This is a genomic window from Methylobacterium sp. UNC300MFChir4.1, assembly GCF_900110155.1.
Lineage (GTDB): Bacteria > Pseudomonadota > Alphaproteobacteria > Rhizobiales > Beijerinckiaceae > Methylobacterium.
Genome location: NZ_FOCS01000020.1, coordinates 92,771 through 111,656, shown reverse-complemented (window position 1 = coordinate 111,656; position 18,886 = coordinate 92,771). Strand labels below are relative to the sequence as shown.

Genomic DNA, 18,886 nt, shown 5'->3' with positions numbered 1-18,886 from the left:
GTGGGCCTTCACGTGGGACGCGTCGAGCATCAACTCATCTGGCACGGGGCCTGTGGCCGCGATCTTGGCGAACAGCCGCTGCCAGATCCCGCGCTGAGACCATCTGTTGTAGCGGTTGTAGACCGTCGTGTGCGGACCGTAAGCGGAGGGCGTGTCCTGCCAGCGGCAGCCGACCTTCAGCACATGCAGAATGCCGCTGATCACTCGCCTGTCGTCGACCCGGGGCTTGCCCGGTTGGCCGTGCGGCAGGTGCGGCTCGATCCGCCCCCAGGCTTCATCGGAGAGCCAGAACAACCGTGCCATCGCGAACCTCCTGCGCTGGAAACCCCAATCTCAGGAAGAAAACACGAGCAACAGCAGTTGGTTGTATGAGTTCCCTACCTAGCCTTCAGCCCTCTCGCCTGACCGAAGAGTCGCCTCTTGGAAGAGACGCAGAAGGTTGGATGGTTGCAGGACACTGACGGCAAGGTGCAGTAGGCAGGCGCACGCATCACGAAAGGCGGGCGCCATGAACACCGACCAAGTTGAAGACATGCACCGCGCCTGCGGATCGCTCATGCGCCAGCGCGACCTGCTCGCCAAGCGCATTGGCGGGATTGAGCTGGCACCGGTCTCCATGGCCGAGGATCTGAGTACGGTGCTTCTGGCAATTGAGGCCGTCGACCGCGCCTTAGCCGATGCTGGTCATCCGTACTTCGACGCCGGAAATTGACTGCCGCCATTCGAAGCCCCCGGCGTCATCTTCATCGAGGAGAATGGCGAGGGGCCGGGGGTACGGCTCCGGAAGGGTACGACCGGGCCCGCCTGAGCGGCGATCAATCGCCGTTGGATGCGTCGACTTCAGGCTCAGGCGGAGGGAGCTTGAAAAGGGCGTACACGATCGCTGCTACAACTGCGCCCAACTGGATGATCGTAGCTCCAATGATTGCCATCAAAACGTGCTCAGTAATGAGACGTTCAGAAGGCGCCATGAGCTTGTACGCAATAAATACGTAGTCGACCGCCGACAGCGCGGCGGTCAACAGCACCGTGAACAACACCGATAGTCGGAAAAGCTTGAGAAGCTCATCAGCGATCTTTTCGCTAAGAAGCTGCTTCCTAAGAGGGATCGTCTGAGCTAGCCGACTAAGCGGTATTGGGTCATTCATTGTCTGGCGGCGCGGCCTTCAGGCCCTGAGCGCGACAGCGATCTCTTCAGTCGCGGGCTGGCCTTTGCCGCGCACCGTGACGATGCCGTCCGACTGGCGAGCCTGCTCTGCCGCGACCTTGGCTAGAGCCAGGGCTTTACGAAAGACAGCGGCCGTGGTGGGCGCCTTGAGGTCGACCTTCAGTGCTCCGATTAGGGCAAGCGTCTCCTCATCGGCCACGAAGGACAACTGCTTGGTTCTATCGGTCATAGCGGGAATCTCCGAGGCTGTCGGGCCATCACCATAGTAGCGAAACCGCGCGTCAGTCAATGATTAACTGCGTGCAGACCACTTGGTTTCCGCGCGGTTTTCATATATGTGAGCATTGTGCGGTGACAGCGCAAGAGGATTGTTCCGATGGGCGAGATCGTTGAATGGTCGTGTGAGCCGGCAGTAGAATTTGATGGTCATGCACTGGCGATCCTCACTAGAATGGCTGCGGCCTTGTTAGGCACAGCGCACATTATGAGAATCAGTGATTCGACCGAGGTTTGCCAGAGAGGACTAGAGCTTGTAGACGATCTGGCGTCCCACGGAGAGATATTAAACGAGCATATTGAAGCTTTAGAGAAATATTCCGAGGATATCCTCGATGCTTTGATGGAAGACGAGGAAGGTTATTTCTCGAATGAGAGCCGACTTCAGAAATTTACAGTCACTAGCATCGTTAGAAAAAAGAAAAGAACTATCCGAGTCCAAAGGTTTTTAGTTAGAAAAGCCGAAGGACATATGGTCCCTGACAACGATATGCTTGCTCTTGAGTGTCGTGATGGCGCTCTGGCTTGCAGCTTGAAGGAGCCTGGCTTGGTTCCTGATCGCGTGAGAAAGCGGGCATAGCCCGCTTTTTGTGTCTCTAGACAGTGTCGGTCCGGTGCCTACGATGCCGGGATGCGCACAGCCCTCGCCGCACTCGCTCTCGTCGTCGCTGCTGGTGGGGCGCAGGCTCAGAGCGCGTCGGACATTGCCGCCTGCCGGGACGTGAAGGACTCACTGCTCCGACTGCGGTGCTTCGACGATGTGTCGAAGCCGGCGGCTCAGGCAGCGCCCAGCGCCCCTACCACGGCGACCAAGCCTAAGGCGCCAGACTTCGCTGCCTATGCCGTTGCTCCGTACCGCGGCCCCATCGGTCTCCCGGATTTCCGAGGACGTGACCGCCAGCACGCCTCCTACAGAACCCGCATCCTCGCCGGGGCCAAGGCCGGCCCAAACTTCGCGGGGCACCTTGCCCTCGTGACGATCGGCTGCGGATCCAGTTGCGTTTTCGTGCCTGTGGTCGACGTGCAGACGGGGCGCGTGTTCGACTCCCCTCTCGGGGGTGAGGATATGCTGTCGCTCGACATGAAGTACCAAGTCAACAGCCGGTTGATTGCCGCTCGCTATATCGCAGATGAGCGCTGCAAGTTCGAGGAGATTGTCTGGACCGGCAGCTCGTTTCAACGAGGGTCGGTCAAGGATCTCGGCGAGCGAGAGGCATGCTGGGCAGCCGATTAGCCCACTTGCAAACTTGCGTGGCGCTGCGCCGCGCGACCTCTTCGACGGGCTTCCCCGCAGGCAGAGATGCGCTATCGCTCAAAGATGCGCACAGCCCTCGCCGTCCTCCTGCTACTCACCGGTCCGTCCCTGGCCGCCGAGCCGATCGTTGGCCGCGCCTCCGTCACGGACGGCGACACCGTGGTGATCCGCAGTACCCGCATCCGCCTGCACGGCATCGATGCGCCTGAGAGCGCGCAGCTCTGCCAAGACGCCGCCGGCAAGTCCTACCGCTGCGGGCAGGTCGCGGCGCTCGCTCTGGCGGACCGGATCGGCGAGGCCAACATCTCGTGCGAGCCCCGCGACACCGACCGGTACGGCCGCACCGTTGCCGTCTGCCGGAAGGGCGACGAGGACCTGAACGCCTGGATGGTCAGCCAGGGCTACGCCACAGCCTACCAGCGTTACTCGCGCGACTACGTCGGGGCCGAGACCAGCGCAAGGGCGCTGAAGCGCGGGCTCTGGGCTGGCACCTTCGACCCGCCGTCGGACTGGCGCCGCGCCAAGCGCGCCAGCGGGGTCGAGACCCGGCCGGAGATGGAGAAGCCCCCGGCGGCCGCTCCGGCGCCCACACAGGGCGCCTGCGCCATCAAGGGCAACATCTCGCACAAGGGCGACAAGATCTATCATCTGCCCGGGACCCGTGACTACGACCGGACCGTCATCACCACGAGCTCCGGCGAGCGCATGTTCTGCAGCGAGGACGAGGCGAAGGCGGCGGGCTGGCGGGCGGCGCGGGGGTGATCCAGTGAGAGTCGGCCCCGCCCCGATCTGCTCAGGGGGCGGGGGAACGTCCGATCTCACCCGCGTGTGAGCCGAGTGCCTACTGATCCGCGATGTCGATGCTGGCCCGCGCCTGCATCACGAGCTTGCCATCTTCGTCGTAGGCTCGGGCGCTGCACTCGGTCGCCCCGTTGATCGCGCATTCGTCGTGGAGGATCGCCGTCAACGTCCTCCCGAGCATGGCGCGCAGTGCCCCGCGGCTTGATAGCTCTACGCCCTCGTCGTCCTCGACCACGTGGCCGTTGGCTGTGCTGATGAAGTAGCGCGACACTCACGCCTCCGAAGTCAGGGCCCCGGTGGCTCAAACCCGAGGCGCCACAGACGGTTCGCTGATTGTTGCCGGGACGCAACTTGGCTGGGCGATCAGCGGGGCACCGATCGCCGGTTCAATCGAACGGGTCCTGTTCGCCGGGAGGGATTGGGAGCTCTCCCAGCCAGAGGCCAGCGAACGATACGGTCGCTGTGTAGACAGTTGCGTTGGCGGCATTGCGAACAATGACCGTAAAGGCTTGGGTTTCGCCCTTCTCGGGAATGATTTCTTTGGCCATAAGCGACAAAGCTCGCACAGCCTCATTCCTTATCACTTCACGATCCCTGCATTCAAAGCCTATAGGATCGCGCAGGAACGCCTGCCCATCGTGAAAATCAAAAAAGAGGCGTGACATGCCAGTCCCCGCTGGTGGGCGGGAGCGCACGTCACTCTCGGCCGCCAGCGCCCGAGGCAATCTGCTAGCGATGGTCTACCCTCGCACAATGGCGCCTTGTCCACACTCACCTGGGTCAGCGCGAGCCGATGAAAAAGCCCCGCGCGGCAGTGCCGGCGGGGCTGAAGGTGTGGAGTCTCGCTGACGGGATAGCAGCGCGTCGGGCGCAGCGACATCACCCGTTCGGGGGGTGCGAGGCACGAAAAAGCCCGCGCCGGCTGACCGGGCGAGCTCAGATCAGCGAGGGAAGCTGTCCGCCAGGGCTATGCGGCCAAGCGCATCGCAGGCGCACTGCGTTGGCAGACTGCTGCTTCGGTCGCACGAGTCATAGCTGCACGCGCATCCCATCCCCCGGAACCCAAGGTTCGATCTGCGAGGATCGTCGTTTCCAGGCTAGAGGGTGCCGCCGTCAGGGGGCGGGGCAAGGTGGGTTGCCGACTGGGCATCATGGCACTCGCTGTTGCAGCGCAGCAGTGCGCCAGAATGGTTACCGGCATGTCTCCGCGGGGTGTGCGCGCGAGGATGTGATGCGACCTCCGCCGCATGAAAAAGCCCCGCTCGGCGGTGCCGGCGGGGCTAAGTGGATCCCTGGGAGGAATGCCGGACCGTCGCAAGCGGCGGGCCAGAGGGCGCGAAAAAACCGCCGCGGCCGGAGCCGGGCGGTTCGAGGTGATTGCTCAGGGATGCGAGGTAGACCCGCGGGCGGGTCGGCGGTTCCCTACCGCTCCCCCGCCAGGCAGCCTCACTCCGCGGCGACAGCAGCCTTCTTCGTCTTGCGGCCGCGAGCAGGCTTCTCAGCCGCTGCGGCCACTGGCTCGGCCGCCTTCTTTCGGCCCCGGGCCTTGGGCGCCTCCGCAACCGTCTCGTCAGCGACGGCAGCCTTTGCGGCCGCGTTCCGGCGCAGGTTGCCGAGGCCGGCATTCTTCGCCAGCGCCGAGCGCATCTCGGAGTAGCTTGGGGCGGTCATCGGGTAGTCGACCGGCAGGCCCCACTTCGCCCGGTACTCGTCCGGGGTGAGGCCCACTCCCTTCAGATGCCGCTTCAGGGTCTTGTACGGTCGGCCGTCTTCGAAGCTGATCAGCGCGTCGTGCGTGATCGACTTCCGGACCTGGCTCGGAGTGGCACGGTCGACCTTAGACTCAGCCGGGGTAGCAGGGCTGCTCAACCCGTTCAGCGCGCTATGGATTGCGGACAGAAGCGCCGGCATTTCGGACGTAGGCACAGAGTTCTTCGAGACGTAAGCGGACACGATATCGGCCGTGAGCTCGATTAGGCTGCTCTGATCCGGAGCCGAGGTTGATGTAATGTCGTTCAATGAAGCCTCCTGCGTATGTGGCTGAGATCCACGCAGCAACATCGATGCCTAGTCAAGGCGTATCTATGCTGGGGCAGCGGAGAACGTTGGATATCCACCGGTCTCAGGGTCAATTGCTGAGTATGTCTGAGGGAAGTCCATGCCCTCAGGTCCAGTCGCTCAGGTCTTCCTTGGCGCCGGGCTCGCTGACGCCGAGGTCTGCCGAAATACCCCCGCGGCCGCGCACCCGCAGCGCCGTCGCCCTGAGGCCGCTGCGCCGGAGGCCGGACTATTCGACGTGCGCACCGATGCCGCCGCGGCCGTTGACGGCAGCACCGATGCCGCCCGTCGGCGCGTCCGGGATTTCCAGGCCGCTGCGGGTGATTGACCGGATCGACCCGTCCGGCATCCTCATCGTGCCGTTGCCGAGCTCGAGACCTCACCCGTGCAGATCGCGATGCGCCCGATGCCCGTGCAGCCGGGCACGGGCGCAGCCACACAGGGGTACGGTTCGATCAGCGGCAGCTTCGGCCTCGGCTTCTACGCCTGACATGAACCGGCCGGCGGCTCGGTTACCGCGGATGACCGGCGGCGCAAGCGACAGTGCGGTGACGATGAACTCGGCTGTCTGATTGCAAATGGCCACGAATGTGGACCGGATCCCGTGATAACGTGGTTCGGCCCAATGCCGTTCGGCCTGAGGGCCGGAGCGACATGCGCTATGTAGCGCCTAGCGATGATGATGTCGCGTTGGCGATTGCTGAGCAACTAGTGGGCGAAAACCTTCAAGGTGCACACGGGGAGCGGGTTCCTGTAATGGCAGCAGCCCATCTTACTGGGAACGCCGGCCTCTACCATGTGGCCCGCGAGCTATCGCGCCGGGGTTGGCACGTGATGCCGACCGTGCGGAACGCCCGAGGCGCCGATCTCTACGCGGCAAGCGCCGATGAGCGAGTCGTGTGGCCCATCCAGTCCAAAGCGCTGTCCAAGAAAGCGCCGGTTCCGCTGGGCGGGAGCCTGCGCACTCTCCGCTCGCAATGGTGGGTCGTCACGGTCGAAGCGAACACGGCAACTCCGACTTGCTACGTCCTGACACTGGACGAGGTGAGGGACGGGGCGCACCGCGGCGTCAACACGGCGGGCAAGGTGTCTTACTGGCTTCAGCCGAAAGCCTACACTCTACCGGAGTATCACGACGCCTGGGGCCGGTTGGGGCAGCCAGGAGTACGCGAGTCGGCGCCGCCCTCCGCAGGGTCGGCGGCGCATCTCGGTGGTGAGTAAGCAGGGCACTACCTGCACGCTTGGCCGAGCGAGCGCAGCGCGAAGTTTCTGGGGGTGTAATCATGCAGGGATTCGACGCCGAGACCGCAGCGCGCGTCATCGCAGAGAACGCGGTCGATGCCTTCATGCGCGAACGGGTCGGGGCGCTGGGGCTCAAACCAGGTGCCCGTGAGGCCGCCATCGGCGCGACCATGCTGGAGCTGATGGGCGTTCTGCCGAGCGACGACAGCGTTAGGCTGGCAGCGGCCTGCAACCGAGGGCTTGAGGTCCTGATCCAGATGGGGGTTTCCGGGCCGTGCGTCGAAGGGGTCGACCCGGACGATGGGTCAGTGACGATGCAGGTCATGTGATGCTCTATCGTCGAAATCCGACACTTACGGATGCGCCATGAGCCGGGGACTCGGCAGGCAGCAACGTGCTGTGCTGGCGGCGTTGCAGGCGATGGATCGCGAGCGCGGTCCCGGCTGGCGGTCGGCCGCAGAGGTTATCTCGGCTGTCTCGCCCCAGAGACGCCCGGTGCGCGCACCTCCGATCGATCCTGAGGAACAGCTGATCCGATCCCAGCTCGAAGGATGCCGGCGGCTCGTGGCCCTGGGCCATCATGAGTACGAGGCCGGGGTAATGCTTGCAGAGACCCGATTGGCGGCACGCGCAGAGGAGCGACAGAGGCAAGCGGCCCTCGCGGAGCAAGCTGCGCGACGAGCTCCCAATCAGATCAGATCGGCCCCGCGAGACGGTGAGGGCGGCAACCCCTCCCGGGTGTTCGCCCTGCTGGAGCGGCGTGGGCTTGTCGAGCGGATAGCTCATTGTGGGCCAGGATCCGCGGTGAGGCTGACGGACGGGGGTAAGGCCACGGCGGGGATTGGGCAGCAGTGAGCGCACGAGGCGTCAGCCGTTGAGAGCAATGCGGAGCAGTTGATCGGAGGCGATCATGGCGGAACGTTCGCACAAGATTTCGGAACGGCGGCGGGAAATCAAAAGGGTATCGCAGGCCGCTCGGAGGGCCGGAATGGGGCACAGCAGCGGGGTAGCGTCGGAAGCCGAAGGGCGACTGCACAGCGCCCTGGTTGGTATCTTGGCGTGCTCGCCGGCCGACGTGCGGTCCTTCCTCGCAGTCGCTGGCATCGGGGACCTGCTGGAGCGCGTGCCGGCGGAACGGTTCTGGGCGACGTTCCGCCAACACTACTCGACGGAGGCGGGCGAGGTAGACGAGGCGCGGTTCGCGGCGGACTTGTCGATCTGGCCGCCGGTCGCTTCCCGGGTTGCCGAGCTGCGGGCCGGGCGAGGCTGATCCCATGCCGGCAATCTCGCGCTACGCCACGCCGGAGGGATTACCCGAGGTCGACGTGCGGACGCTGAAGCGATCGGGGTCGCTCAGGCCGGGCACGTCCGCGGTGCTGACGAAGCGCTATGCCGGGCAGATCGTCTGCGAGGTCACGGCGACCATGCAGGCGGACTGCGACGAGGTGCTGATCTCGTTCGGCGATCGCATGGCGTTCGTGGGGCTCGTCTACACTCCACAGCGGCTTGGCGGGCGGCGGGCCTGGTTCCTGTGCCCGTGCTGCAAGCGGCGAGCTGCGATCCTCTACCCGTTCGTCTGTCGGCGATGCTCCGGGATCACGTACCCATCGCAGCGGGAGGCGCCGCACCATCGCGCGATCCGCAAGGCGCAGAAGCTTCGGATCCGGCTCGGCGGCTCGGGGAACATGATGGAACCCTTGCCGCCGCGGCCATGGGGGATGTGGGACCGGACCTATCGGCAGAGGATTGATGCATGCCGTCGGGCCGATGCGCGTTCACTGACGGGTATGTCAGAGGTGCTGCAGCGGTGGCAGGACGCATCGGATCCAAAACGCCCACCGGTTTGATTTCGAGCCGAATTCAAAGCCGGGATTGAGATGACCAGGCAAGGGCTTAGAACCGGCTGAGCCGTGCCGTTGGGCGAATTATGTCACGCCCTAACGCGCTCGCGAGGGAATAATCGGAGGCCACATGCGCGCGCGTGCGCGAGGGGGCGATGGTCGCCGATCTTCTAAAGTAGACGCCGAATAGACGTGCGGTCTCGATGCCGGCAGCGAAGGCGGCGTGCTCGCGAGGGGGCATCGGGCGCCTCCTGTGAGGCCGGACCATGCGGCTGCCAGAGCGGCGGCGCGGTGCTCGGCACGGGGTGGATCCGCAGTCGCGATCTCACGCTGCAGCTCGTCCAGAACCTGCGGGCCGCCGACCGCGTGCGCTTCCCGCCCCTTGCGCGCGAGGGCTGTCCGAAAAGCAATGGCGGCCGGAGCGTCGGGCCCGTGACGCTCTATGGCTTGCAGCAGAGCGAGGATAGATGCGGCCGAGACCTGCTCTTGAGCGATGTGAGGGCGGCTCACGTCTGCTGCCTCCTGATGGTGCCGACGGTGGTCGGGGACACTCCGGCACGACGGGCAATCTCGCGATCGGTGAAGCCCTGGCCGAGGAGAGCGAGCACGTCGCGGCGCTTGTCGGCGCTCGTGCGGTGGAAAGAGGGGCTCGAAGTGTTGCGCCCTTCGCGGTGTCCAGATTGGACGGGTGCGAGGCGATCAGGTGGGTTCGCGGTCAATGTGCCTGATGACGCTGACGAATGAGGTGCGGGCCGCAGGTGGCCCTGATCCTGTCCTGATTGGACGGTCTCAGAATTCTGCTCACGGATCCGCTGGCCCATGCGCTCGATGTCGGCGCGGAGCGTGGCGAGCCGGCCCCCGTGCTCCCGCGCATCCCGGCTGTCCAGGTGCTCGAACCATGACACGCGGGCGCGCAAGTCGTTCATCGACAACGCCGGAGCCTCATCCAACACCCGCTCCAAGAGGCGGCAGCGGATCTGCGACGGAGGCGACTGGTCCCCGCAGGCCGTCCCGCACGCCTCGCGGTCGTGCGATAGCTTGTCCCAGAACGCGAACTCGATCCATGCCTCTCGGACGGTCGTCGGCATCGGCCAAGCCGCCTCGACAGTCGCCACGATCGGGGCCGGGACCTCGCTCAGCGGGTAGGCGTCCCAGCCGGGGTCAGGACCGAACCGGGCGGCGGCCTCGTCCAGGGCGCTCTCTATCGGGCCGGGCTCGAACACCGCTTCCTCGGTGCCGTACTCGTCCAGGACCTCGCGCCAGCGGGCGACGCGCTCGCGTTCGCGCTCGGCCAGCTGCTCGCGGAGGTACGGGGTGTCGAAGAAGCTCCCCATGTCGACCGTGCGGCTTGCGACAATCGTCACCGGCGGCGTGTCCAACTTGGACACCGCTTCGTCGACCGTCATCCCGGCCTTGGCCGCGAGCGTCTTCATCCTGGCGGCGGCCGATGCCTTCTCGCCCGGATTGGCGGTGCCATCGTGGAGCGCCCGCACCTTCGCGAAAGTCTCGAGGCAGGCGGTCATGCGCGGGGCTCCGGTCGGTACGCCTCGAACGGCTGCGGTGGAGGTCGTCATCAGGCAACTCCGGCCAGTCTGAGCTCGGGGCGGCCGCTCGGGGAGCCGATCCCGCACTCGTCGAGGATGTGCCTCGGGACGCCCGTCTTCGGGCTGTCGGGTGGATCGCTACCCTTCCAGGGCCAGTGACCGCCGGTGGCCTTCCATCGGCGCACTCGCTCCCGCCAGGTCTCGTCGGGGACAGGCGCCGCCGGTGGCGCAGGTGGGTCGGTGGCGCCCGGCGCGTAGTCCCGCCAGCGCTGCTGGTTCAGCCACGCATCGGCGGTCTTCACGAACTCAGTGCCAACCTTGCCGATGCGCCTCTGCTCGGCGGCGTAGGCCGTGGCTCCTGCGATGATCTCATCCGGGCTGGCGCCTCGTCGGCAAGCCTCCCGCCATCGTTTTCGGGCCAGCGTCGTCGGGAACGCGACGTTCCGCTTCGGGTACACGGCCTTGAACTTCGGGAAGCCTTCGGGCTCGTCCCCCGTGGGGACTATAGGGGTATATGTAGCTTTAGCTTTAGCTGCTTTCGTTTCGCTTTCTGTTTGCTTTTCAATTTCAGAACCTAATGCTTCACCTGCATCCTGTAATTCCAATGGCTTAGGCCGACCGCCGAGCTTCCCAGCAGCGCGTTTCCGCTCAACTTTTTCGCTGACGAATTGATGCTCGCGAGCGACCTGATCGTTGCGCCAATTGCCCTCAATTAAGGTCCAATTGGCCAGTACGATTGGCTTCAAAGTGGCCCAACGCTTGGGCGTGGTGCCGAGCATCCGGGCCAGCCGAATGTCGTCGTCAGGGAGGCAGCAACCGGGCGACCGCCATGCGAAAACCTGCAGGCGGAAGTATGCTCCCGCCTCCTCGTTGGTCATGTGCGCCGTGTCGGCTATGTGCCGGTCGACGCCGACCGGCATGGTCGGAAACTGGCTCATCGCGCCACCTCGGCAAGCATGTTGCAGGCGACGTCGCAGAAGCAGGTCACCCGCGTCGTCGGACCTGACCGCTGCTTCAGGATCTCGATCTCGAGCTCGTTCTGGCAGCGTGCGAGACGGTCCTCCTCCTCGTCGGAGCGCTGGACCTGATGCTCGAGGTAGTAGGCCTCTCGGAATAGGGCGATCACAACGTCTGCGTCTTGCTCGACCGAACCCGAATCGCGGAGGTCCGCCAGCTTGGGCCGCTTGTCGTCGCGGTTCTCGACGGTCCTGTTGAGCTGCGAGAGGGCCAGTACGGGCGCGCCCAGCTCCTTCGCTAGGCCCTTCAGGCTGCCAGTGATCTCCGTCAGTTCCTGGACCCGGTTGCCGGCGTAGCGCTTGGACGGGCGAATCAGGCCGATGTGGTCGATGACGACGAGTCCGAGAAAGCCCCCTGCCCGCTCCAGCTTGAGGCGGTACTGGCGCACCCGGGCGGCGATCTGAGCTACGGTGAGGCCTGGCTGCTGCTCTATCTCCAGCGGCAGCCGGTCGAGGATTCGCTGCGCCTCCACGAGCCGCATCAGGCCAGCGTCGGAGATCTCGCGGCCCTGGGCAATGGCGCGGTAGGTCAGCACGTCGTTGGCGCGCGGATCGTAGGCGCAGGCCGCCAGGGCCCGTTCGGACAGTTCACCCGCATCCATCTCCAGCGAGATGAAGATTACCCCGCAGCCGGACCGAGCCGAGGCGATCGAGAAGTGGATGCCAGCGGTGGTTTTGCCCATGCCGGGGCGGCCCGCGAGGATCACGAGCTGGTTCTCGCGCATCCCGAGCGTGGCCTTGTCGAGCGACGGCAGGCCAAACGGGGCGCCGAAGCGGACGTGGCCAGCTCGGGCCTGCTGAACCCGCTCGATCACGTTGGCCGCGCTGCGACCGATCGAGATCCGACGCATGTGCTCGGCAACGCCTCCGGATGCGAGCTCGTCCAGATCCTCGATCATCTGAGCGGCATAGCCCGACGGGTCTGTGACGGCGCCGGTGCTCATGGCAGCCTGGGCTGCCGTGGCAGTCTCGAGCAGCCGGCGCATCCGCGAAGCTTCGCGGACGGCTTTCGCGTAGTGCGGTGCGTTGACGATCGTCGTCGCCTCGGCGCCGAGTCGGGCGAGGTACTGGCCCACGGTGACACTGCCGAGATCGCGGTTGCCGAGCACCGTCATCACGAGGCGGATGTCGATATGGTCCCCGGCATCGCGCCGGGCACACATGGCCTCGTAGAGCCAACCGTTGACCTCCTCGAAGAAGTCGTCGGGTTCGACGATGTGCCGGACGCGATCGATGGCGCCCGGGCTGTGCAGGATTGCGCCGAGCAGGGCCTTCTCGGCCTCAACGGCGTTGGGGGGTGAGGTAATGCCAGTTTCCATCACTGCCCCCCTGCCCGCTCGGCCGCCTGAAGCGCTTCGATCAGCTCAGGAAGCCTGGTGCGGATGAGGCAGATGCCGTTCCGGGTCGGCCGCGGCTCCCCCTCGGACCGCATAGTCGGGGTGAACACCCTGAGGTCCACCAGGACGCAGCCCCCGGTCTCAGTGAGCCGGACGCGCAGCTCTTCGGTGTTGTTCTTCTTCAGGACGGCGATGGTGCGAGGTTCGCTCATGCGCGAGTCCTCCAATCCTCATGAACGGGATAGGCCAAGCTCGCGATCACCGCTGCCAGCTCCGGACTACGGACGCGTCCGAGAACGACCCGCGTGCGCAGGTCCTCGACAGAAGGAAGTTCGGGAGAGCAAGTCGGGACGGAGCGGGGGCGCCGTCGGGCAGAGGAGCGATCGGTGTTGTTCAACATACTGGCACCTTCTGAATGGGTGCCGGTCCGAAAAAGCTTGGCGCGGAACGCCGGATGCCTTAAATGCGGTGGTGCTGAAGTACCGCATGACATCCGCCGCCGGTCCTGATTTTCGGGGCCGGCGGTTTCGTTAAGCGGCCCGGCTCGTGGCTTGCCGCAGTTCGGCTGTCGACGAGACCCTGGGCCCGAGCTTTCTCCTCGCCCACTCGTCGAGATCGGAAACCGCGTAGAGCGGGATCCGCCCAGCCTTCCGGAACGGAGGCGAGCCCCCGACGACAGCGAGCTTCGCCAGTGTCCTCGGCGAACAAGGAAAGTGCTTCTCGCTGATGTGATGCGCCGCTTCGGAGCGGCGGAGCAGGCGCGACGAGACCGGCTGGGCTGAGCAGCTTTGTCCCGGAGCAAGCGCGATCTCAGTCATGTCTGGATCCCGATGTTGCGGATGCGCCGGCGTAAGCGAGCGGCAGCCGGCGTGGTGAGAGGGGGCGGACAGCGGGGGGAAGCCCCGTCGATTGCAGGCTCAGGCGGCGACAGCGCCCAATTTCTCGGCGATCCAGGTCGTGGGAACGCGGTACTTGCGCGGTCCGAACTTCACGCACGGGATCGTCTCGTCCCGGATGCCTTTCCGGACAGTCTTCTCGCTGAACCCGATCGCTGCAGCGGTCTGCTTCACATCGGCCGTCGTCTTGAGCAGCAGGCGCTTCAACTCTTCCTGGTCCATGGCGGGCCTCCATCGCCGTAGCGGGCGCCGACTTTCGTGCACGGGCTACAGAAACGGAAAGTAGGGGACCTTGAACGCAAGGTCTAGTCTTTTCTGCACGTCTCGCGTAACGATATGTGGTCACAACGGGGCCACACATGACCGACGATGCCAAATCGGCACCCAAAAAGCGCATGGGGCGCCCACCAAAGCCTGCCTCGGAGGTGAAGCGACATGGGGTCGCTTTTCGTGTAAATGACAAGCTTCGCGAACAAATTCAGCAGAGTGCGGAACAAAATCAGCGATCGATTGCCGAAGAAGTCGAATACAGGCTTCAGCTATCGGCAACTGTTATCCCTCTTATTGAGGAAATGGCTTCCGACAAGGCGACGCAGGAGCTTTTCAGGACTATTTCAAAAACTATCAGGGCCGTAAGAAATGTTTCAAAGCGCGCAAATCTCAATGAGATAGAGACTAGAGCTGCCATCAAGAGCGCGTTTGATTATATCTCAGGAATAACATTCTGGACCGGGGACGATTTGCCGCCGCCGCCAGAGGGTTACATCGGAAAGATGAGCGAACCTCCGAAAAATATATATGAGAAGCCTCCAGCAGCAATTGGGTATTCCATTGCTTCTGATGTCATGCTTTCGGACTCTATTTGGGAAGAATGCAGGGCAATGGAGGATTTCGGAGAAGTCATTGTAGATTATTGGTCGGGCGACGGCACGACATCGATTGATGCAAGCTCCCCTACGCCGCTCGACCGCCCGGCTCGATCGCTTGAAGACATCATGGACGAAGTTAACCCCCGGGATCGGGCGCGGAGAACTCCGAAGCCGTAAGGAGCCATATCTTTCCAAACAAGGTGGGGTCACGTTTGGACCCTGGCGTGTTCTATTCGGTTGCTCGGGAAGCAATGGAGTAGAACGACATGCGTCCGGCGCGATTTCACACTCTCCTGAAGGTCAAGTGCGAGCCGGAGTTGCAGACTGCCATCGTGGCGGCGGCTGAGCGTGACCGCACAACGGTCTCGGAATTCTTGCGACGCGAGCTGCGGGCTTTGCTCAATGCGCGGTCATCGGATCAGCCTGATCCGCCGCCCTCGGCCCCAGCCGGCGCCATGAAGGTCGCCGCGTGATGGCGGATGAGACCGAAGGCCCCGACCTCGGCGAGGTCCTGGCCCTCGCCGCCGACGCGCCGACCGATCCGGCCTTGGTGAACCCCCTCTGGGCGCAGGATGCCATTGCCCGCCAGCTCGACGGCGGCGTGAGGGGCGAGGTCTCGGCCCGGACATTCTATTCCGTGACCGACAGCTTCGTGGCCGTCCTGCAATGGATCCGAAGCGGGACCGGTCGCGAGCTCGGCTCAGTGCCGGTGTGGGTGCGCTGCTGGCGCGAAGACACAGAGCAAGGCGTGCTGTTCGTGCTCTCAGCGCCTCGGCCGCCCGATGAGGCCGAGCTCATCGTGGTCGGGATGCGGGGCGCCATGTCCCGTGCCGTGCTCCGCGCTGTGTCGCACTGGGCCTTCGGGATGCTCGGCCTGCGGCGGGCGGTGGCACGGGTCCCGGTCGAGCGCACCGACCTTGCCGAGCTGCTGCGCCGCGCAGGCTTCCGCCACGAAGGCACGGCCCGCGATGCGCTCGGCGACGGCGTTGATGCAGCCGTCTGGGTGATGACGGCTCGCACCTGCCCCTGGCTGCCGCACGCCCCCTCCCCGCCCCCGGATCGCGATCTCGGGCCTGTCCACTCCCTGAAGGTGCACTGAGCCATGGGAATCTTCGACGCTCTGACCGGCGACGCCTATTCGACGGCGAACCGGCGAAATCAGTACGCCCTCGCGACCGGACAGCAGCAGGGCGGCAGCGCCCTGATGAATTCCGGGCAGAGCGCGCTCCAGTACCTGCTGGGCGCCCCGGGGCAAGCTGGCAGCCTCCAGGTGCTGGATCGCGGCTACGATCAGGCAGGCAACGCGCTCACCAGCGGGTACGCGGACACGCGGAGCACGCTCGGCGCGTTGCAGTCGCTCTACGAACCGATGGCCAGTGCCGGGAAGGGCGCGTTCGACCTCTACAACGACGCGATCGGCGCGAACGGGACGGGCGGACAGGCCCGGGCGACCGCCGCCTTTCAGACGGATCCGGGCTACCAGTTCAGCATGAACCAGGCGCTGGGCGCGGTACAGCGCTCGGCGGCCTCGCGCGGCGGGCTCGCCGGGGGCAACGCGACCGCCGGGATCTTGAACACCGCGACCGGCCTGGCCGATCAGGCCTACGGGCAGTTCGTGAACCGCCTCGGCCAGGGCGCGCAGGCCTACGGTCAGGGCGTGCAAGGGCAGGCCGGCGCGCTTGGCGCGTTGGCGAACGCCTCGCAGGGGTACGGCAATGCCTCCGCGGGGCTGGCTACCGGGCGCGGCGCGGCTCTGTCCGGCACGCTCGGGCAGGCGGCGGGCGTGCAGCAGGGCATCGGCCAGGGCATTGCGGGGCTGACGAACAGCACGACGAACGCACTGGTCAACTCGAACGATCGTGAGGCGCAGGGGCAGACGCAGGCGAGCGGCAATGCCCTCGGCGCCCTGTTCGGCGTCGCGAACCTCGCGGCCGGCGGCCTGGGCGGCGCGGGTGGCATCTCCTCGCTGGGGAACGTCTTCTCGGGCGGCGCGAGCCCTACCAGCCTCATGGGGCGGGCGGGCAGCGGGCTTGCCAACCTCTTCGGCTACTCGCCGATCCCCCGGTTCTGAGGAGCGCAGCGGATGAGCTTCGGGGAATTCTACACGGGCGTCGCCGGCATCGGGAAGGCCTACGACGAGGGCCTTCAGCGCAATGCTCTGGCGGCGCTGGGTGACCAATTCCAGAGCGGCAACCTCACGGGTGCAGCGAAAACGGCGTTCGATGCTGGCGATCCGACGACGGGGCTCAAGCTCCTCGCCCTGGGCCAGGCGCAGGCCCAGCAGAAGCAGACCTCGCAGGAGGTCGGCGCGCTCGCTGCCCTCTACGGCGGTAGCGGTGGGTTCGGCGTCGCCGGTCCGCAAGGCGCTCCCGTTGATGGTTCGGCAGCGGGCGCCCCGCGCTCGGGGGCTGTGCCGTCGTTCCTGGATGTCGGGAGCGGGCCGCAGGGCGATTACCTGACTGGCCTGTTCCGCCGCGAGAGCAACTTCAACACGAACGCGCAGGCCTCCACGTCCGGCGCGCGCGGGCTCGGCCAGTTCATCCCGTCGACGTGGAACGCCACCGCTCGCCAGCACCCCGAGCTGAACCTGACGCCGGTCGGCAATGGACAGGACGGTCGCATCGACCCGCAGCAGATGATCGCGGCGACCAGGGCGCACACGGCTGACAACGAGGCGATCCTGGGTAGGGCTGGCCTGCCGGTGAACGATGCCACACGGTACGCGCTGCACTTCCTCGGCTCGAGCGGCGGCCCGCGGCTCATCGCCGGCGCGATGCAGAACCCGGACGCGCCCGCGGCCAGCTACGCCGACCCCAGGGCGGTTGCCGCCAACCGGAACGTGTTCTTCGGTCGCGACGGCTCGCCGAAATCGGCCGGGCAGGTGATGAACGATTTTGCCCGGTCGTTCGGCGGGGGCGGCGCTTCCCCATCTCGGCAGGCTTCCGCCAGCCCAGGCTTGCCGCCTGCGGCGTCCGGCTTCAACCCGGATCGGGTGCCCCAGGCCCAGCCTCGCCCGCCGCAGCAGCCCGTCGCTTTCGCGGACGATGAGGGCCAGACGCAGGCACTTGAGCGCCGCATGGGTATGGTGCCCCAACAGACGGCCAGCCTCGATCCGCGTGCCGACATGCCGGCGCCGACCGCGCAGGATGCGGGGTTCGTGATCCCGCCTGGTCCAGGCGGTGGAGCACCGCAGGCCCTGCCGTCGTCGGACCCTAGCAGCCGCACGTCGACCGCCGGGCCGCTTCCGGTCTCGGCCCTTGGCGGTGGGGCTCCGGGCGGGCGTGTCATGACCCTGCCGGGCGATCCCTCGGCGCCGCCCGCGGCCCCGGCCGCTCCGACAGAGGCAGGAGCCATCTCGCCGGACGCGCGGGCTCAGGTCTCGGCGCAGGCCCCGCAGCATCTTGCGCAGGCTGGAGTGCCGGCCGGGGCTGCGCAGGCGGTCAGCGCGGCGCCTCCGGGGTCGCAGCAGCGCATCGCGATCCTGATGCGGGTGGCGGCACTCCCGGGGCTCTCGGATGCCGGCGCCAGCGTCGTGAAGACCCTGCTCGACAACGAGATCCAGCAGACCCGCCTTCCCGACGACGTGAAGCAGTACATGGTCGCCCGGAACCAGGGCTTCACCGGCTCGCTAATCGACTTCAAGAACGAGTTGCGGAAGCCGCTCACGCCGTTCACCGCCAGCCCTGGGCAGGCCGTGTTCGCGCCGGGCGAGCGGACGCCGTTCTATGTGGCGCCGCGGGCCGACGACACGAAGCTGACGAACGTCCCGGCCGGCACGACGGTGTTCGATCCGGTCACCCGCCAGCCGGTGTTCACGGCACCGACCACGGACAGGGGGGAAGACGAGGCGTCGAAGATCTCGGCGGCGATCGAGGCTCGCCGGAAGGCGGCGCCCAGTCTTGGCCTCGAGGAGAACTCGCCCGCATGGCGCTCCTACGTGGCCACCGGCAAGGTGGGCGCGGACCGCGACATGTCCGTGACCGAGAAGAAGGCGATCCAGGACGCCGACAACGCGGCGATCTCGGCGCAGTCGTCGATCGGACTGCTGGAGCAGGCCAAGAAGCTGTCGGAGCAGGCCTACGGCGGCCCCTTTGCGAAGCAGCGCGGCGACCTGATGAGCGCCTTCGGCCAGGAGCGCGGGCAGGCGACACAGGAACTCGACAACCTCGTCACCACGAACGCGCTCACGAACCTGAAATCCATCTTCGGTGGCAACCCGACCGAGGGCGAGCGGAAGATCCTGCTCGACGTGGCGGGCTCCTCAAGCCTTCCGCACCCGCTGCGGGTGAAGGTCTACCAGCGGGCGATCGACGCCGCGACGCTGCGGATGCAGCAGAATGCGGACCGGGCGAACCAGATCCGCGAGGGCACCTATTACCGGCCTGGCGGTGGTGCTGCGGCAGCGGCCGGCGCGCGGCAGGGCGTCGACGGTGGCAATCGCTCCGGTACGGCGGCCCTCCCGCCACCGTCGCCTTCAAACCGCCCCGGCGCGGCCTCGGCGGCCGACCGGTTCGGTCAGCTCGTCGGCTCCGGGATGAGCAAGGCGCAGGCCTATCAGCAGCTTCATTCAGAAGGGTACTGAC

The 18,886-nt window shown here is 65.9% G+C and carries 24 protein-coding genes; 11 read left to right on the top strand and 13 right to left on the bottom strand.

The genetic code is table 11. The features are described from left to right. Positions 1–303 (bottom strand): transposase (locus BMY19_RS23255; protein WP_139215683.1); only part of this gene is annotated, 303 nt, incomplete at its 3' end. 205 nt (positions 304–508) lie between these two features. Here BMY19_RS23255 and BMY19_RS23250 point away from each other — a divergent pair. Further along, positions 509–712 carry a hypothetical protein gene (locus BMY19_RS23250; RefSeq protein ID WP_100253094.1) on the top strand — a complete coding sequence of 68 codons (204 nt, stop codon included), beginning with the start codon at positions 509–511 and terminating at the stop codon, positions 710–712. Positions 713–815: 103 nt separating this feature from the next. Here the strand turns inward: BMY19_RS23250 and BMY19_RS23240 are convergent, their stop codons facing one another. Next, positions 816–1,040: a hypothetical protein gene (locus BMY19_RS23240; RefSeq protein ID WP_100253093.1), complete on the bottom strand. Its 225-nt coding sequence runs from the start codon at positions 1,038–1,040 to the stop codon at positions 816–818. A 126-nt stretch (positions 1,041–1,166) separates the two neighbouring features. Further along, positions 1,167–1,397 carry a hypothetical protein gene (locus tag BMY19_RS23235; protein WP_100253092.1) on the bottom strand — a complete coding sequence of 77 codons (231 nt, stop codon included), beginning with the start codon at positions 1,395–1,397 and terminating at the stop codon, positions 1,167–1,169. Positions 1,398–1,544: 147 nt separating this feature from the next. Between BMY19_RS23235 and BMY19_RS30595 the strand changes: the two genes are divergently transcribed. The 3 genes from BMY19_RS30595 (at position 1,545) to BMY19_RS23225 (ending at position 3,461) form a co-directional block, all read left to right on the top strand. After that, complete coding sequence (locus tag BMY19_RS30595) at positions 1,545–2,024, top strand: hypothetical protein (RefSeq protein ID WP_139215682.1); 480 nt, start codon at positions 1,545–1,547, stop codon at positions 2,022–2,024. A 51-nt stretch (positions 2,025–2,075) separates the two neighbouring features. After that, positions 2,076–2,678, top strand: a complete 603-nt coding sequence (locus BMY19_RS23230) for a hypothetical protein (RefSeq protein WP_100253091.1) — start codon at positions 2,076–2,078, stop codon at positions 2,676–2,678. Between the two features lie 66 nt (positions 2,679–2,744). Continuing rightward, positions 2,745–3,461 carry a thermonuclease family protein gene (locus BMY19_RS23225; RefSeq protein ID WP_244534993.1) on the top strand — a complete coding sequence of 239 codons (717 nt, stop codon included), beginning with the start codon at positions 2,745–2,747 and terminating at the stop codon, positions 3,459–3,461. 79 nt (positions 3,462–3,540) lie between these two features. Here the strand turns inward: BMY19_RS23225 and BMY19_RS23220 are convergent, their stop codons facing one another. The 4 genes from BMY19_RS23220 to BMY19_RS31670 all read right to left on the bottom strand — a co-directional run bounded on the left by BMY19_RS23220 (position 3,541) and on the right by BMY19_RS31670 (position 5,913). After that, a complete protein-coding gene (locus BMY19_RS23220) occupies positions 3,541–3,771 on the bottom strand; it encodes a DUF6894 family protein (protein ID WP_100253089.1) in 231 nt (76 codons plus the stop codon). A 115-nt stretch (positions 3,772–3,886) separates the two neighbouring features. Continuing rightward, positions 3,887–4,165, bottom strand: coding sequence for a DUF6894 family protein (locus tag BMY19_RS23215; protein WP_100253088.1), 279 nt, complete (start codon positions 4,163–4,165; stop codon positions 3,887–3,889). Between the two features lie 781 nt (positions 4,166–4,946). After that, complete coding sequence (locus BMY19_RS23205) at positions 4,947–5,519, bottom strand: Ros/MucR family transcriptional regulator (RefSeq protein ID WP_244534992.1); 573 nt, start codon at positions 5,517–5,519, stop codon at positions 4,947–4,949. A 268-nt stretch (positions 5,520–5,787) separates the two neighbouring features. Further along, a complete protein-coding gene (locus BMY19_RS31670) occupies positions 5,788–5,913 on the bottom strand; it encodes a hypothetical protein (protein ID WP_280141642.1) in 126 nt (41 codons plus the stop codon). Between the two features lie 928 nt (positions 5,914–6,841). Here BMY19_RS31670 and BMY19_RS23190 point away from each other — a divergent pair. The 3 genes from BMY19_RS23190 to BMY19_RS23180 all read left to right on the top strand — a co-directional run bounded on the left by BMY19_RS23190 (position 6,842) and on the right by BMY19_RS23180 (position 8,647). Beyond that, positions 6,842–7,129: a hypothetical protein gene (locus tag BMY19_RS23190; protein ID WP_100253085.1), complete on the top strand. Its 288-nt coding sequence runs from the start codon at positions 6,842–6,844 to the stop codon at positions 7,127–7,129. A 581-nt stretch (positions 7,130–7,710) separates the two neighbouring features. Beyond that, positions 7,711–8,070 (top strand): hypothetical protein, encoded by a 360-nt coding sequence (locus BMY19_RS23185; protein ID WP_139215681.1) that lies wholly within the window; start codon positions 7,711–7,713, stop codon positions 8,068–8,070. Positions 8,071–8,074: 4 nt separating this feature from the next. After that, positions 8,075–8,647, top strand: coding sequence for a hypothetical protein (locus tag BMY19_RS23180; protein ID WP_100253083.1), 573 nt, complete (start codon positions 8,075–8,077; stop codon positions 8,645–8,647). Positions 8,648–9,147: 500 nt separating this feature from the next. Here BMY19_RS23180 and BMY19_RS23175 read toward each other — a convergent pair whose 3' ends face one another. From BMY19_RS23175 to BMY19_RS23150, 6 genes are all read right to left on the bottom strand, one after another. Beyond that, the gene (locus BMY19_RS23175) at positions 9,148–10,164 is read right to left on the bottom strand and encodes a helix-turn-helix transcriptional regulator (RefSeq protein ID WP_100253082.1); all 1,017 of its coding nucleotides are present in this window, start codon (positions 10,162–10,164) and stop codon (positions 9,148–9,150) included. 50 nt (positions 10,165–10,214) lie between these two features. Further along, positions 10,215–11,123 carry a DUF1376 domain-containing protein gene (locus BMY19_RS23170; RefSeq protein ID WP_100253081.1) on the bottom strand — a complete coding sequence of 303 codons (909 nt, stop codon included), beginning with the start codon at positions 11,121–11,123 and terminating at the stop codon, positions 10,215–10,217. Beyond that, positions 11,120–12,520, bottom strand: coding sequence for a replicative DNA helicase (locus BMY19_RS23165; protein WP_100253080.1), 1,401 nt, complete (start codon positions 12,518–12,520; stop codon positions 11,120–11,122). The genes BMY19_RS23170 and BMY19_RS23165 overlap by 4 nt, the downstream gene beginning before the upstream one ends. Continuing rightward, complete coding sequence (locus tag BMY19_RS23160) at positions 12,520–12,750, bottom strand: PC4/YdbC family ssDNA-binding protein (protein ID WP_100253079.1); 231 nt, start codon at positions 12,748–12,750, stop codon at positions 12,520–12,522. Before BMY19_RS23160 ends, BMY19_RS23165 begins: the two co-directional genes overlap by 1 nt. A 318-nt stretch (positions 12,751–13,068) precedes the next feature. Beyond that, positions 13,069–13,356 carry a hypothetical protein gene (locus BMY19_RS31420; RefSeq protein ID WP_100253078.1) on the bottom strand — a complete coding sequence of 96 codons (288 nt, stop codon included), beginning with the start codon at positions 13,354–13,356 and terminating at the stop codon, positions 13,069–13,071. Between the two features lie 99 nt (positions 13,357–13,455). Then, positions 13,456–13,656, bottom strand: a complete 201-nt coding sequence (locus BMY19_RS23150; RefSeq protein ID WP_100253077.1) for a MerR family transcriptional regulator — start codon at positions 13,654–13,656, stop codon at positions 13,456–13,458. A 137-nt stretch (positions 13,657–13,793) separates the two neighbouring features. On the opposite strand from BMY19_RS23150, the gene BMY19_RS30590 reads away from it, so the two are divergent. From BMY19_RS30590 to BMY19_RS23135, 4 genes are all read left to right on the top strand, one after another. After that, positions 13,794–14,480, top strand: coding sequence for a hypothetical protein (locus BMY19_RS30590; RefSeq protein ID WP_139215680.1), 687 nt, complete (start codon positions 13,794–13,796; stop codon positions 14,478–14,480). Positions 14,481–14,775: 295 nt separating this feature from the next. Continuing rightward, positions 14,776–15,402, top strand: coding sequence for a GNAT family N-acetyltransferase (locus BMY19_RS23145; protein ID WP_100253076.1), 627 nt, complete (start codon positions 14,776–14,778; stop codon positions 15,400–15,402). Between the two features lie 3 nt (positions 15,403–15,405). Further along, on the top strand, positions 15,406–16,374 hold the full coding sequence (locus tag BMY19_RS23140) for a hypothetical protein (RefSeq protein WP_100253075.1): 969 nt from the start codon (positions 15,406–15,408) through the stop codon (positions 16,372–16,374). A 12-nt stretch (positions 16,375–16,386) separates the two neighbouring features. Then, complete coding sequence (locus tag BMY19_RS23135) at positions 16,387–18,885, top strand: transglycosylase SLT domain-containing protein (RefSeq protein WP_100253074.1); 2,499 nt, start codon at positions 16,387–16,389, stop codon at positions 18,883–18,885. Position 18,886: the final 1 nt, after the last annotated feature.